The organism is Parasphingorhabdus sp., assembly GCF_039982415.1.
Lineage (GTDB): Bacteria > Pseudomonadota > Alphaproteobacteria > Sphingomonadales > Sphingomonadaceae > Parasphingorhabdus.
Genome location: NZ_JBDWYL010000008.1, coordinates 228,164 through 241,814, shown reverse-complemented (window position 1 = coordinate 241,814; position 13,651 = coordinate 228,164). Strand labels below are relative to the sequence as shown.

General features: G+C 49.5%; 13 protein-coding genes. 6 read left to right on the top strand and 7 right to left on the bottom strand.

The genetic code is table 11. The features are described from left to right. Positions 1-61: 61 nt before the first annotated feature. The gene (locus tag ABJU74_RS13750) at positions 62-1,027 is read left to right on the top strand and encodes a phosphatase PAP2 family protein (RefSeq protein WP_348384856.1); all 966 of its coding nucleotides are present in this window, start codon (positions 62-64) and stop codon (positions 1,025-1,027) included. A gap of 201 nt (positions 1,028-1,228) precedes the next feature. Beyond that, positions 1,229-1,669 (top strand): hypothetical protein, encoded by a 441-nt coding sequence (locus ABJU74_RS13745; protein ID WP_348384855.1) that lies wholly within the window; start codon positions 1,229-1,231, stop codon positions 1,667-1,669. 1,218 nt (positions 1,670-2,887) lie between these two features. Here ABJU74_RS13745 and ABJU74_RS13740 read toward each other — a convergent pair. Beyond that, a complete protein-coding gene (locus ABJU74_RS13740; protein WP_348384852.1) occupies positions 2,888-4,645 on the bottom strand; it encodes an amidohydrolase family protein in 1,758 nt (585 codons plus the stop codon). A 306-nt stretch (positions 4,646-4,951) separates the two neighbouring features. Between ABJU74_RS13740 and ABJU74_RS13735 the strand changes: the two genes are divergently transcribed. Beyond that, a complete protein-coding gene (locus ABJU74_RS13735; protein WP_348384851.1) occupies positions 4,952-6,373 on the top strand; it encodes a hypothetical protein in 1,422 nt (473 codons plus the stop codon). Positions 6,374-6,503: 130 nt separating this feature from the next. Here the strand turns inward: ABJU74_RS13735 and ABJU74_RS13730 are convergent, their stop codons facing one another. Both ABJU74_RS13730 and ABJU74_RS13725 read right to left on the bottom strand, forming a co-directional pair. Then, entirely contained in the window at positions 6,504-7,115 is a 612-nt protein-coding gene (locus tag ABJU74_RS13730; RefSeq protein WP_348384850.1) for a DUF1036 domain-containing protein, read from the bottom strand. 11 nt (positions 7,116-7,126) lie between these two features. Then, a complete protein-coding gene (locus ABJU74_RS13725; RefSeq protein WP_348384849.1) occupies positions 7,127-8,350 on the bottom strand; it encodes a hypothetical protein in 1,224 nt (407 codons plus the stop codon). Positions 8,351-8,772: 422 nt separating this feature from the next. Between ABJU74_RS13725 and ABJU74_RS13720 the strand changes: the two genes are divergently transcribed. Next, positions 8,773-9,294 (top strand): STM3941 family protein, encoded by a 522-nt coding sequence (locus ABJU74_RS13720; protein ID WP_348384848.1) that lies wholly within the window; start codon positions 8,773-8,775, stop codon positions 9,292-9,294. Between the two features lie 75 nt (positions 9,295-9,369). Here ABJU74_RS13720 and ABJU74_RS13715 read toward each other — a convergent pair whose 3' ends face one another. Then, positions 9,370-9,825: a hypothetical protein gene (locus ABJU74_RS13715; RefSeq protein WP_348384847.1), complete on the bottom strand. Its 456-nt coding sequence runs from the start codon at positions 9,823-9,825 to the stop codon at positions 9,370-9,372. After that, positions 9,822-10,160 (bottom strand): hypothetical protein, encoded by a 339-nt coding sequence (locus tag ABJU74_RS13710; RefSeq protein ID WP_348384845.1) that lies wholly within the window; start codon positions 10,158-10,160, stop codon positions 9,822-9,824. Before ABJU74_RS13710 ends, ABJU74_RS13715 begins: the two co-directional genes overlap by 4 nt. A gap of 368 nt (positions 10,161-10,528) precedes the next feature. On the opposite strand from ABJU74_RS13710, the gene ABJU74_RS13705 reads away from it, so the two are divergent. Further along, positions 10,529-11,110 carry a PEPxxWA-CTERM sorting domain-containing protein gene (locus ABJU74_RS13705; protein WP_348384843.1) on the top strand — a complete coding sequence of 194 codons (582 nt, stop codon included), beginning with the start codon at positions 10,529-10,531 and terminating at the stop codon, positions 11,108-11,110. A gap of 97 nt (positions 11,111-11,207) precedes the next feature. Here the strand turns inward: ABJU74_RS13705 and ABJU74_RS13700 are convergent, their stop codons facing one another. Together ABJU74_RS13700 and ABJU74_RS13695 are read right to left on the bottom strand one after the other, a co-directional pair. Then, positions 11,208-11,648, bottom strand: coding sequence for a hypothetical protein (locus tag ABJU74_RS13700; protein WP_348384841.1), 441 nt, complete (start codon positions 11,646-11,648; stop codon positions 11,208-11,210). A gap of 49 nt (positions 11,649-11,697) precedes the next feature. After that, positions 11,698-13,167, bottom strand: a complete 1,470-nt coding sequence (locus ABJU74_RS13695) for a hypothetical protein (protein WP_348384840.1) — start codon at positions 13,165-13,167, stop codon at positions 11,698-11,700. Between the two features lie 81 nt (positions 13,168-13,248). On the opposite strand from ABJU74_RS13695, the gene ABJU74_RS13690 reads away from it, so the two are divergent. Further along, positions 13,249-13,641 (top strand): BlaI/MecI/CopY family transcriptional regulator, encoded by a 393-nt coding sequence (locus ABJU74_RS13690; RefSeq protein ID WP_348384839.1) that lies wholly within the window; start codon positions 13,249-13,251, stop codon positions 13,639-13,641. Positions 13,642-13,651: the final 10 nt, after the last annotated feature.

The window sequence follows — 13,651 nt, the reverse complement described above, 5'->3', positions numbered from 1 at the left end:
TCATTTGCAAACTGGTCAGGGCTAGCCTTGCAGAGCAGTTTGTGAAGACGTAGAGCATGCTATGGATAAGTTACAATTCAATCAAGGACTTCTGAGCTCTATCGCTGACCACAGAAGTGAACCTGTCACGACTTTTTTTCAGTTTATTACATTTATGGGTGGTGTTGAAGGGTATCTCATCTTGATAGCCATCCTGTTTGCCGCGATCAGCAAACGCCAAGCCGTCCAATCTTCGATTGTTGTGCTGGTTGCCATGATAGCCAACCACTTAATGAAGATATTGATTCAAAACCCGCGTCCCTTCGTATCTGATGGGACGTATCTGGCTCAGTGGGCCGTTTCCCCAGAGCGAGCAGTGGAACTTGTCGCTGAATATTCAACACCCTCAGGCCACGCCATGGCGGCGGCGGCCTTTTACCTTTTCCTAGTGCTTCAAACCGAAAATGTGATGATTAGGTTGAGCCTAATTGTGGCCGCAATATTGGTCGGACTTTCGCGCCCCATTTTGGGTGTCCATTATGTCGAGGACATTCTTCTGGGCTGGTTAATTGGTGGCGGGATGGCCATTTTGGCAAATTTTTATATCGACAAGCTTTGGAGCCGTTGGATTGCTGTCCCCATGGGGGCCCAGCTCGGATTAACTCTCATCCTTGGCGCTGTGATTTGGTTTGCCACGCTGATCTTAACTCAACGACCAATAGCAGAGCTACCGACCGAGTTTGTGGGTATTTTAGGGTTTTTGACAGGCGTGTTACTCGCAGCCCCTATTGAAGCGACAAATTTTAACTATTCGCCACTCGGTTCATCAATAGCTGTCAAATTGGCCAGGTTCGTCGTTATGATGACGGTTCTCGTAGGATCTCTTCTAGTTTTTGATACTCTGTTCAGCTTTGTTGGTTCGGAGGGGACATTCTTGGAAGCGATGCTTAGGTTTACAAAATATGCGGCCGTTGGCGTGGCTGGAATTCTGGGTGCTCCTTGGCTATTCGATCGGTTGAGATTAGCACCACAACGATCTGCATCCTAACGTCCACTTCCGAGATATTGCCGCCATGTCCGTTTTGGGCGCAAAAGCGGACGTTCTTGCTATGTTGCCAACTGTCAAGAAACCCACCATAAATACCGAATGCAAGATCCGACGCTTATTAAAGAACTAAAGTTCGTATTAAATTCAGTCCTTGCACGTACTCACAAAAGTCGCGGTCGGATCTCAAAGGCAAGAACACGTTTGAATGCCGCACTCACTTTAGAAGACGATCCACCACACTATCTCTTGGCTTTTGATGCCAGCCTGATGGTTCAGGAAAGCCGCCATGAAGAAGCCAAAGACCGATACAGAGAATGCTTGGCTAGGTTGCCTGATATATTGGGTGCTGAAGAATCCTATGTATCCCTCTACTGCAGATTGATGCTGGGCCTCTATGACGAAAACTGCCTCTACGAGGAACTTGAGGAACTGCATCAGAATGCAACTAGTCTTGGAGTTGGCGGGACGACGAAATATTTTCTGCCGATCGGTTCGAAATCGTTGCTCCTCGACCACTATGGAAATCGGACGCTGTCGGAAAAGCCTTTCAATTGGCAGACTGATCCAACCATACCTTCTCAGGTCCAATACAGTCCATCCTTCGACCGACCAGCTGTCCCCATAAAAAACCGCCAAAGTTAATGTCCGCTTTCGGGATATTGCAGCCACAACGCTAGGGTCTGCTTTGGTCGCAAAAGCGGACGGAAAACTATCCGACCATTTCGCATTCACTGTTCATACATGCCACGACGGACCAATTGTGCTAGAACCATGGCGAGAGGGGATTTATATTGCACTTTGGACTAAAACTCGGTGGGTTTCTTGCTGCCATCGTCTTTGGTTTGAGCTTGTTTCCGGCCTCATCAACACTAACCGGTGCAAATCCAACTATGATTATGAAGATAGAGTAACCCAACAATGCAGCACGAACGTCCGGAATCGATACAAGCGCTGCGAAAGCCGCCGGCTCCAAACTTTGCCTGCAACCAGAAGCCATCCTGGTGCCAACCAACAGCAAAGAACAATGAACGCAGACCGCGCTAAACGGGAGGCGGTCCTAAAGGCATGTGGCCGAAATCCGAGTCGTTTTGATCTGCAGAAGGCTTGTCCAACCCGCCAAGGAAGCTGCAAGTCACCGGGTTATTGCACCCAGCAATATCAATATTGTTCAAGCGGTGCATACGCTAAAGATCGATCAAATGCCCCACAACTGGAAACACAAAGGCATGCTTCGTCGCCATCGCCAGTAAGACGGAGTCCCAATTCTTCACCTTACCCAGACGGATCATTAGATGCTCTTCGAAAAAGCGATAAAAAGATCATTGTTCGCAAACACAACAGGCCTGTTACTTACAAGGTGAGTATTGAAAACACATGCAAGAAACCTATCCCGGTCGCATATGGAATTCTCACTTATGGTGAAAAGCATGTAAAACTGCAAAGTAGGGGATGGGAATCGCTAAAGCCCGGAATGAACATTATCGACTTTCCGAAAACAGGAAGTGATTTTACGATATATCTTAAACGGGGCGAACTATTCAGAATAATGAAAAATCGGACACTGCAAGCCCGAGAGCACGATAGCAGAACTCTTTATTCTCTCTTGGAAGATCAAGATTTTGATGTTGCTCATGTCCATCGGAATCCACCCAGCATTCCAAATTTACGGAAAGCCCGTTTCGCTATGATTACACAAGCTTTCAAGAAAGACATGTACCGATTTAGGATCAAAAAATGCAATAAGAAGAGGAAGGTGCGATCAAACTGAGGAGTGTCCGCTTTCGGGTTTAAGCAGACGTTAGCGACAATGTCCGCTTAAGGCGCAGAAGCGGACATTTATCGAGGTTCGATACTAGTGACCTAGCTCCGCGCTAGTCGGCCTGGCCGTGCACCAGTGTCCGCATCATTTTCTCGTATCTTCGTTCCGTTACAATAGGTTGCTATATAACCGGAAACTGGCTGCATCACGCGGGTACCACCTGCTGGCAGATCTTTATATGCTACCGGCGAAGCGACGCTAAGATTATCGAAATCAATCACATTAATATCTGCACGCTTCCCAACTTCCAGCGAGCCGCGATCGTCAAATCCATAAAGTGCTGCATTACGAGCAGTCTGTTTATGGACCAGAAATTCGAGCGGTAAGCGCTCTCCCTTTTTTCGGTCACGCGCCCAATAGGATAGCTGAGTGGTTGGCATCGTCGCATCGCAGATCAGGGTGACATGCGCGCCGGCATCGCTGAGTCCGGTAACGGTTTCGCTATGCTCCAGCAATTCACGCAAAACTTCCATACCCTTGGGCAGGTTGGGCGCACTCATTGAACAGAAGCTTTTACCGTCATCTTCCAGCATGTAGTCATACAGATATTCCAGCGGCTCGCGGCCTTCTGCTTTTGCGCGTTTGCCTAAACTGTTTTCCGGCCCAGCTTCATAGTCGACCGGATTACCCAGTGGGTAGAGTATGGCGGCGCTACGGCCCAGCAACGCGGAGATATTCTCCATAGAACCGGGAGCCTCGTGCTTGATTTCCTTTTCGGTTAGCAGCGCCTCTTTGACTTTGGGGTCGCGCATTGCCGCGACACGTTCTTTCAGCGGCAATGGAGCCAGTTTATCGAGATATGTCGGCTTGCGCATGAACGGATGATAGCTGCTCAGTCCGGTCAGATAGCCAATGATCCGCGAGGGCACTTGCGGATGCATTTGCGCGCCTTCTTCATTGGCTTGTTTGGACAGGCGGAGCATCTTGCGCCAAAGATCAGGCTCATATTCCGGCGTTTGGATGAGCGTGAAGGTCACTGGCCGGCCGCTGTTCTTCGAAATCTTCGTCATCAACTCATGTTCTTCATCAGGCCTGGCTTGTTCGCCTCCGAGATGTTCGAGTTTTCCGACGGTTCCGGAGGGGATGACTTCGAAAACACCCTTGTCTAGATCACCCATCGCGCCAGCAATTGCCATCAATTCTTCTTCCGGTGCAAAGGTTCCCGGAACCGCGGTGCCCCAGAGTGACCGGTGGCCAATGGTCCGGGAGGTGCTGAAGCCGACAGCACCGGCGTCAACCGCTTCCCCGACTATGGCCGCCATCGCCTCAATATCTTCAGCGGTCGCGTCCTTATTCTGTTTTCCGCGCTCGCCCATCACATAGTAACGCACCGCACCGTGGGGAATTTGAGCCGCGACATCAATCGCATATTCGCGGCCAGCGATATAATCCATATATTCTGGAAAGCTTTCCCATTGACCCCATTCTATGCCTTCATAGAGCGCGGTACCGGGAATATCCTCGACCCCCTCCATCAGCTCGATCAGCGTTTTTTCTTCCCCCGGCTTGACTGGTGCAAAGCCGACCCCGCAATTGCCCATTATAACAGTAGTTGCACCGTTGTGGGAGGAAGGTGCGAGCTCGGTATCCCAGCTTACCTGGCCATCATAATGCGTGTGCACATCTACCCATCCGGGTGTGACTATCGCGCCATCGGCGTCGAGCAATTCTTTAGTAGGCGCATCAATCGAGCCGCCAACTTCGGCAATCATGCCATCACGAAACGCAATATCTCCGACATAAGGTTCACCGCCCAATCCATCTACAATCGTGCCGCCTTTAATGATGGTGTCGTACATGATCGACCTCCCTTATTGAAAGGATTGCAGATAAACCACGCAAAAGAGTCTCACCACTAATGTATTTAAGAGCAATCTAACGTCCGCTGTCGGGATGAAGCAGTTATGACCGCTATGGATGCAAGAGCGGACATGATAATTGTAACAATATTCGATCCACTAGCGGACCAGTTTTCTGCATCCTCGCTCTTGCTTAGTCGATATTTGCAAAGGAATATTGCAGATAGAGATCAAACTTGTTCGTGTCGTCCGTTTCGTTAGTATATCAATAGGATTGAGTTTTTTTGGTTTCAATGGAGCGGGCTAATGAAGGCATCGGTACGTATTGGTCTTTGCATCATAGTCGCTCTTTTGACGACGGCTGGAGCAGGTTTTGGTGCCTTTATTTGGCGATTCACTCCAGATATCCCCGAAGCCAGTTATCCTGAGCCAACCAACCAATCAGAATCGCGTCAGCAAGATCTCGATTATTTGCGGCGCTTCCCGGAAGCTGATCTGAGTTTCTCCCCAGCACAATTGAACGCATTCAACGCATTAATTGATGATTTAGAGGAGCAAGTCGATACGCTATCCGACGCCGAATTTATCATGGGTGTATCGGCAGCAGGAGCGATACCGGAAAACGGACATTCCGGGGTCAGCGTCAGTGGCACAATGAACCGCTTGAACAGCTTGCCTGTTCGTTTCGCCTGGTTTGGTGATGGCCTTCACATCGTCCGCGCGCGCGCAGAACACGCTGATTTAATCGGCTCCAGGGTCGCTATTTATCAGGGGCAATCCCCTGAGGTACTGTATCCGAAGATGGACCGCTATTTTGGTGGCAATCACGCTTTCTTGCGCCAAAACTCAGCCCTGTTCTTCGCGGCGCCCGCTTCTCTACATGCAGCAGGGCTTATCGATCAGCCCGGCATTATCGTGATGGAACTGGTCGGATTAGATGGCAAAGCCGTCAAGCGTTCAATAACGGTGGAAGAGGAACCAACCCGGTTCACCTTTCCCTCGCGCTATGTATTGGGGAAAGTTGACAAAAACGAAACTGATAGCGGTCATGATTGGCGTTTTCTCGATCGGACCATGACCGAAGCGACCTGGTATGGCCGCCATCCAGAAAAAGTGCTGTGGAGTGATGAGCTTGCTTATGGCGGCGTATATTGGCGCATGCGCAATGTGATCGGCAATGAAGCCACACCCGTGACTACTTGGCTTGAAGAGCAAGCAGAACACCTTCGAAACAATCCGGCAGACTATCTTGTGCTAGATCTTAGAGCAAACGAAGGTGGTGACTACACAAAGGCAATGTCGATCGCACGAAAGATCGGTGAATTGGTGACGCCCGACGGACGTGTCTACATACTTGCGGACGGGGATACATTCTCAGCCGGGATCGTGACCGCTTATTTCGCGCTGCACGGAGCCGGTGACCGAGCAGTTTTTGTCGGTCAACCGATGGGTGATGGGCTTCAGTTTTGGGCAGAAGGGGGAGGTGCCCCGATGGTTTTGCCAAATTCTGAAATACGACTTTTTGCCTCAACTGGCTATCACGATTGGGAAAATGGGTGCAGTGATTGGTCACGTTGCTTTTGGATCAATATTCTTTTTGGAATAGCGATTGGCCCTATCGAAGTTGATTTATCAGCGCCGCTACTTTTCTCCGATTACGCCCGTGGAATCGACAGTGGTATCGAAGCGATCTTGAATGCGGAAGCGACGCGAGTAGGTGCCAAATAGGCGATTTATGGGTTCCAGAAGCCGCGATTTGCCTCCTCCTTCTCTCCAAAAAAGAGTTCGTCAGCTTAGATCGATTTTAACGGCGGCAACTGGGCCTAAGGCAGAAGCTTCTTTTTTGCGACAGCCTTCGCTATTCACCCGTAAAGTCGAACCGCGCTGTTTTGTCAGGAAGCTTGAATTGCAGCAGATTCATAGCAACCTTGTCATAAGTGCTCGCGCTGCAGGAATCGCTCAATCGCGTTCCGCGGTCGCTATATCCTCGCAAAGTGAAAAAGGGACGATTCTTGGGCATACGAATACAAAACACATTGCTGGTGATGCTATTGGTCCTTTCTTCAGCCTCCCAGGCCTTTTTGACCACGCCGAGAAAACCCTCTGTCTCACCATATATATATGATGCATATGCCGGCTTATAAAAATACTCAGGTGCTACGCCGTTTTTTGCCCAAAGCTGTGACATATTGATTGTGCGGCATTTACCGGGTTCGAGTTTCCACCAACCTTCGGCCTTATACTGTATGCCATTTAGACCTGCTTCTGGCTTAACCGTTTTCACTAAATGGGCGATTGTGAAATAGACGGTCTCATCAATTTTGTTGCAAGTCTCTAACGTCGAATCCTTATCCGCCTGCTGCGCGACTGCAGGGGCTGGCAGCATAAGGGCGCAGGAAAGCGCACCCAAGCTGGCAATGCCAATGCGGGTCATAGATTTACCGATCCAGCGTGTTTTAAATCCCATCATATGCTTTCCCCTTACAGTTTAAAATCGATGATGCCGCCGCCTTCGGGCAGTGACAGACCCTGCATGGGCACAAGCCGCTGCCCGTTTTTGTTGCAATGTTCCCCAACCACGTCGAAGCTGCCTTGTTTCACAACCGACCATTGTTGTTTCAGGCCAACGCAAAAGGATTTGGCATTGCCCGGCTTTTCGATCACGGGCCGCCTTACCCCGCCGCCCGCCTCTATCCGTTCGGCATAAGCGTAAATGAACTTCACGTCTTTGTGCCAATTTTCCGGCGGTTCAAAGGCATAGCCAATGGGCATGTCGACACATTTACTTGCTTGGGCATCGAACCAGCCATAGCTGACCTCACCCGCCTTTGCCGATTCGAAACCGATCGCGCCTTTCAGCGTGCCCAAATTTTCATTGCACATGCGCACGACCCACGCCGGTTGCTTTTCCTGCGGCTGCGTGGTTTCGGGGTAATCTTCCTCATCCACCTTGATGTCTTTTAAATCGAGATAGCCTTCGGTGCCGTCGTTAAACTCAGCCCTGATCAATTTGCCGTGACGCTCGGTGACCCGGGCAAATCCGGCGCCGCTGCCATTGATTTGTTTGGCAATGATCTGCGTTCCCACGCCGACCATATCCATCTTAACATCCGCGTCGCGTACGCGTCCACTGCGTCCGTTGAGCAGCCGATAACGATATTCGATGTAGCTGCCCGCAATGTCATAGAACTGCGTCACTTTCGCCGGGAAATAGCGTTTTGCCCTATTACTGGGATTATCCACAATGCCCACCATGATGACATCGCCAACCGCATATTCCGCGACTGGGGCGGGCGGAGGAGGCGGAGGCGGAGGCGGAGCAATCGGCTTCGGTTTGGGGCGGTGCAGCAATTCCGCCATGCAATTCCCCTCCGCGATAAACTTGTCCAGCCTTTCGGAAACTGTTGTCGCACCGATATTGCACAGCGGCTTATCAAAAACCCTGTTCACCCGGAAAACCCTGAATTTGAACGTCTGGCCTCTGCGCAGCTTGCTGAAGCTTGCCGTGCTCTTGGCATTAACCGACAGGCAATTTTTGCCGATGACAGGTATTTTGTCCTTCGGATTATAATAGCAGACCTTGATCTTGAAATTATGCCGGTTTTCGACATCAACATTTCCGCCTGCAAATTGGGCATAAGCGGGAGCTATCGCCGCCAAAGCTAATATTGCGCTGCCAATATAGAAACTGTTTCTCTCACGCATCGTCATTCCCCCCTGGTCCCGCAATTGGAACAATCCCCTGTTCAATGGCGGCCCTAGCTTACACGAATTTACTTATATCTGAACCGATTGTTAGCATGTGTTCATATAAATACCATCCAATATGAACGAAGGGCGGAACGGATAGTTGAAACTCGGAGAAATCAAATTGTGGGCCGCACAATAGATTTAGAACTTGTTCCGTTGTTTTCTGCGATGATCAGCACCTGCTGAGCTGCCTTCGACCTTTGAACCTGCAATGGTCAATTTCACCCTCAAATCTATCGTGCAACAATCCCATGAAAAGGGGATGGCAGAATCTCTGCCCGCAATTCATATTCATAAAGATCGTCAATAAACGGCTATTGGCGTGATAATTCCTGATTTTCGAGAAATCACCGCTTAGAAGAAGATTGAGATGGCCAATGGATGATTTTGTAGCAAATACCTCGCGCTCGCAAACGATTTTGCTGAGCATGGCCGCAATCGCTTTTGTGATATTGGGGGCGTGGATGGTTGGCGCGTTCGGCGCTATTCCAGGTTCGACCCGCTATTCACCTGTTTTGATATACGCAATAGGTTGGATCTGCATAATATTTTTCAGTCTTTGTGCTGTCGCTTGGACAAAGAAACTGTTCGATGACAGCGAGCAATTGCGGATCGGCGCGACAGGTATCCGGTGGAAAAAGTGGTCCGGCCAGTTAATCCCATGGACGGAAATTAGCAATGTGACTGAGTGGAGCTATCAAAGGCAACGGTTTATCATATTGGACCTCCGGAACCCTGATATGTTCCCAAGTGAAGGCCTGTTGGCCTGGTTAGCCAAAGCCAATCAAAGACTAACCGGTGGAGATATCGCATTGTCTTTGACCGGGACAAACAGAAATTTAGACGAAGCGATGGCAGCAATAGATCGCTTTCGATCAATGTCACCAAATTCCAGTTAATCGCCGCTTTGGGCGCTGATCAGGCGCAAGTCCGATGCCAGCAGTGAGCAAAAGTGCAGCGCGAGAGGCTTGTCGCTATCTTTCCGCGAAATTTTTAAGACCATCCCCAAACAAAATTTTCCAGCCGCTCTCCGCGCTGTTGGCCGACGCTTCGGTGACGTTGCCGAGCAGCGCATCTGAAACCACAAGCGCACCGCCATCGCTGCGTTCTTCAACCGCCAATTTCAGCATTGAAGTTGTTGGTCCACCCCAATCCGGTGCCATATAGCCGACCAGGTAAAGCGCTTGTCCCGGCGAAACCATTTGGATGCGATACCATTCCAGGTCAGCACCGTCGGCGTTGCTTTCGATCAGCTGTCCTCCCCGTTCGGCATTAAGCGTCACTATTGACCCATTACCGAGCGCCCGAAAATCATCCATCCACCAAGCATCAATCTTATTGATCATCACATCCCAGATATCAGCAGGGCTGCGATTAATCGGCACTTCAAATTGATATTTGATGATCTTGGCATCGGTTATTTCAATCATGTTTCTATCTCCTGTTCGGCGATTGCTTTCAATGTTGCGGCCGACGATTTCATATTGCCAATATGCTTGGCCACCCAGCTGTTACAGACTGATTTAATCGGCTTTGGATTCAGGTGATTCCAGCGAATCCGGCCTTCCCGGCGGACATGGATAATCTCTCCTTCCCGGAGGATATCAATATGTTTGAGAACACCCGTCCGTCCGATATCAGGGAACAGGTTCACCAGCTCTCCGGTCTGCTTGGGACCGGTTGCGAGTGCTTCAACAATAAGCCGCCGCCGCCCGTCGCCGAGTGCTTTCCAGATCAGGTCGTCCTGTGAAAATTGATATGTCACTATTTGGTGACATATTTTGATGTGCCCATGCTGTCAAGAGATTTGCCACAACCCGGCTATCCGCCCTACTGGTTTTCCGAAAGAATAGGGCTCCCACTATTCAGCAAAGACTGAAGGTGCAAAAGCGTTTGGCCAAACCGAAACTCTTTAGAAACTCTGCTGTATCCGTCCCATTTTGAGACAAAGCACCAGATGGTCAAAAAAGACAAATAAAGCATTAACAAAGTGTAAAGATAAGTATATAAACCGGCACTTGATGCAAGTGCTGTTCCGCCCGGGAAAATTGGGATGGTAAGGCAACTCGTCATTCGGGGTCGCGCAATTTTTTGAAAAAAACGCTGCTGTTTGTGGTGTTGGAGGGACTAAGAATGCGCAAATTTACTATTGGAGCGGTTTGTCTGGCTAGCCTGTCATTGGCTGCACCGGCTCAAGCCGTTATTTTCGACGAATCAATCGTCATTCCGGATTCCGAGGTTATTCTCGATTTTAATGGCAGCGGACTTGACTGGGTTTATGCCGGACCAATTGCACCCAACGAATTTGGTCCCGGTAATATTCAACCGGCAAGTTTTCGTGCGACTGAAGGATGGCGCGTTGCCTCCGTTGCAGAATGGGCCGCGCGGCCGGATTGGGAAGACTTTACCAGACCAGGTTTTGCAACACCGGCTGCAAACAGTTTTTTCCAAGATCATTCCGTCTATCGGTTCGCTTCAGAATATTGGAGCGATTTCACGCACGTGGATTTGAACGATTTCGCGGCCGGCAGAGTGACAGATGGTGTTAATGGCCAGTTGATGGGTGTTCCAGAAACGATTTATGTTCGTTTTAGCAACTTTAGCAGTGCCGTGCCTGAGCCGGCAACCTGGGCATTCATGATCTTTGGTTTTGGCGCTATTGGCGGAGCCATGCGGCGTCAGCGGAAAGCAAACGTAAAAGTTAGCTATGCGTAAGAGATAAACATGGAAAAAAAGCCCTGCCAGAGCAATCTGGCGGGGTTTTTTGTGCGCTAATGCCGACTAAGGGTTTGGAAGTCATGCTTGCCACCGATCAATCTTGGACAAACCAGCGCGCTGCGCCTTGGCGTTGATTGGGCGGATTGCCGTCCATCAAGGCTATAAAGGCACCATTGGTACCAATAATGGATCGCCATTTTTGACCGGGTTGACGAAAGATGATGCGCGCCGGGTCGGAGACCGGTTGTTGCGCATCGATCGGGTGGGATTGTGCAAATATCTCTCCGTCAAAAACGCTCAGAAAAAGCGCATCATAAGAATGCTGAATGCGCCGTCCTGCCGTATAAATTCTTATCGGCTTGCCATTTTGCACTGCTGCTATCAAATCACTTTTTGAGCCTTCTAGTGCATTACCCTCAGCATCATGAGCCAAAACCAAATGCCAGCGCGAATAAGTTTGAGGAGCAGGCTCTGTACCCAAAGTGGCGCAGCCGCTTAAAACCAGCGCAATTGCCGTCAGGATGAGTTTTTGCATAACCAAGCTTCCTTTGTTGGATGGGGACTGGACCAAGCGGAGGATATGTTCACGATCCTTGCCGCCAGTTTTGACAAATTCTACGATTCCGAAAGCAAGCCGTTGGATCAAATTCCGAAACGGCCTTTTGAAACGCCTGCCACGGGCCTGCCTTTCTGCTTTCCGCGGACAAAATAATTTTTGGCGTCCAGTCGAATTTGGTCACGGCATCGTTCAGCGTCACCGCCGGAAATTCTGCAAAGGAGGCTGCATTGTTATAGAGAATGGAGAAATGCGCAGTTTGCACAAATGTCCCGCTCGGCTCATGAAAAGCCACCAAATTGCTCCCTGCATGGGCTGTGGAAACATTCGCGACGACCAAATCACCAATGGCAGTTTGATTTTCGATTGTTTCAATCTGTGCAGCAGGACTGCCTTGCGCTACCAATTGCTGAACCCGGTCAAGGGCATCGGGGGTAACCAAAAGGGTTGCCCCGGTGCTAGCGGCATCAAGGGCTCCGGCCATTTCTCCGCGATGATGATCGGATATGATGGCATGAGTTAGCGGCAAGTCTATCGCAGTTTGTTGGCGATAGGCTTGCAATCGATCTGCAAAACCCGGTCCCATTCCGAAAGCAACCACACCATCATTTGTTGAAATGAAGGTCGAATAATGTTCATTTTGTCCGACATGAAAAATATTATCGGCCGTCTTTTCGACGGTCATAGCGGATTGATCGACTCGCTGTGGCTCTGGCACTATTCCCGCCTCAATTTCGAACGCGTTTTTGTCGCTTTGATCATCGATAACCAGTTTGCGATCCAGACTGAGAAAGAGCCTGATTCCATTGCCGTAGATACTATGCTCATAAGCCACTGGGATACCGTCTTGAACCTCATATTTTTCATAAATATAAGACACGGTGGACGTTTCACCGACGATGCGATCCATATAGGAAATCATCCCGCTATCTTTTCGAACCAGAATATTAAGCGGCGGAGAATTGGGCATTTCGAATGTCACTTTATCATGCTGTTTTCCCATCCACATTTCTTCGCCGATATATTTTGCTGTATCCTTGGCGTTGAACAGTTCACGAGCCAGCAGCGCCGCTGAGGAACGGATGACCCGTCCATAATAGCCGTAGAAATCCTGATCCTCTGCTTCTTGAACATATTGCGGAGCGTAAAGAATGAACCACGATTTTCCATCTTTTGCTACGGACCGCCCGTGCCAATGAGAATTGGCGATCTGTGTCAAATATTCACTGCTTGCTGATTGGTTGTTCAAATCAAGAATATGATGTTGTCTTTGGGTGGAGAGTTCATGGAAATTTGATCGATATTCGTGATCCGGAAATTCAAATCGGCGTTCTTCTTCAAAGCGAATGGTACTAGCCTGGTTCAACCGATCGACTTTATAGGCGGCGCTGACGCGATCAATAATCTGATCTACTTGATTAGTCGGCGCCTGCGCATGGATGCCGACCGATCCGAACATTGCACAGCCACATAAAATCATCATCGCTACCGCACGCATAATCTTCTCCTTAAATACGTCATTTGACGTAGATGTAGATTTAAGCTTGCATTACGTCAAGTGACGTATTTATAAGACGGGATGGCTGTCAAGAATCCAACACCGTCTGAAATGGTTGCGTTGCAATATCTGTGGGAAAACCGGACGGCATCGGTTCCGGAATTGCATCAGCATATCTGTAAAGCCGGGGACGTGGGTTATACGACTGTACTGAAACGCATGCAGCGGATGGAAGAAAAAGGTCTTGTGAAGCGCGTCGCGACCGATGGACGAGCGCATCGCTATCAAGCTGTGTCCAAGTCAAAGAACACACGTAAGACGTTGGTTAAAAGACTAATCGAAAGTGCTTTCGACAACTCCGCTAATGCACTGATCCAGCACGCGATTGACCAACAGGATCTTTCTCCAAAAGAGATTGTTGAAATTCGTGATCTGCTCGACCGTGTTGAAGCCAGCAAGGCAAAGAAGAGATAGGTGGCTTCCT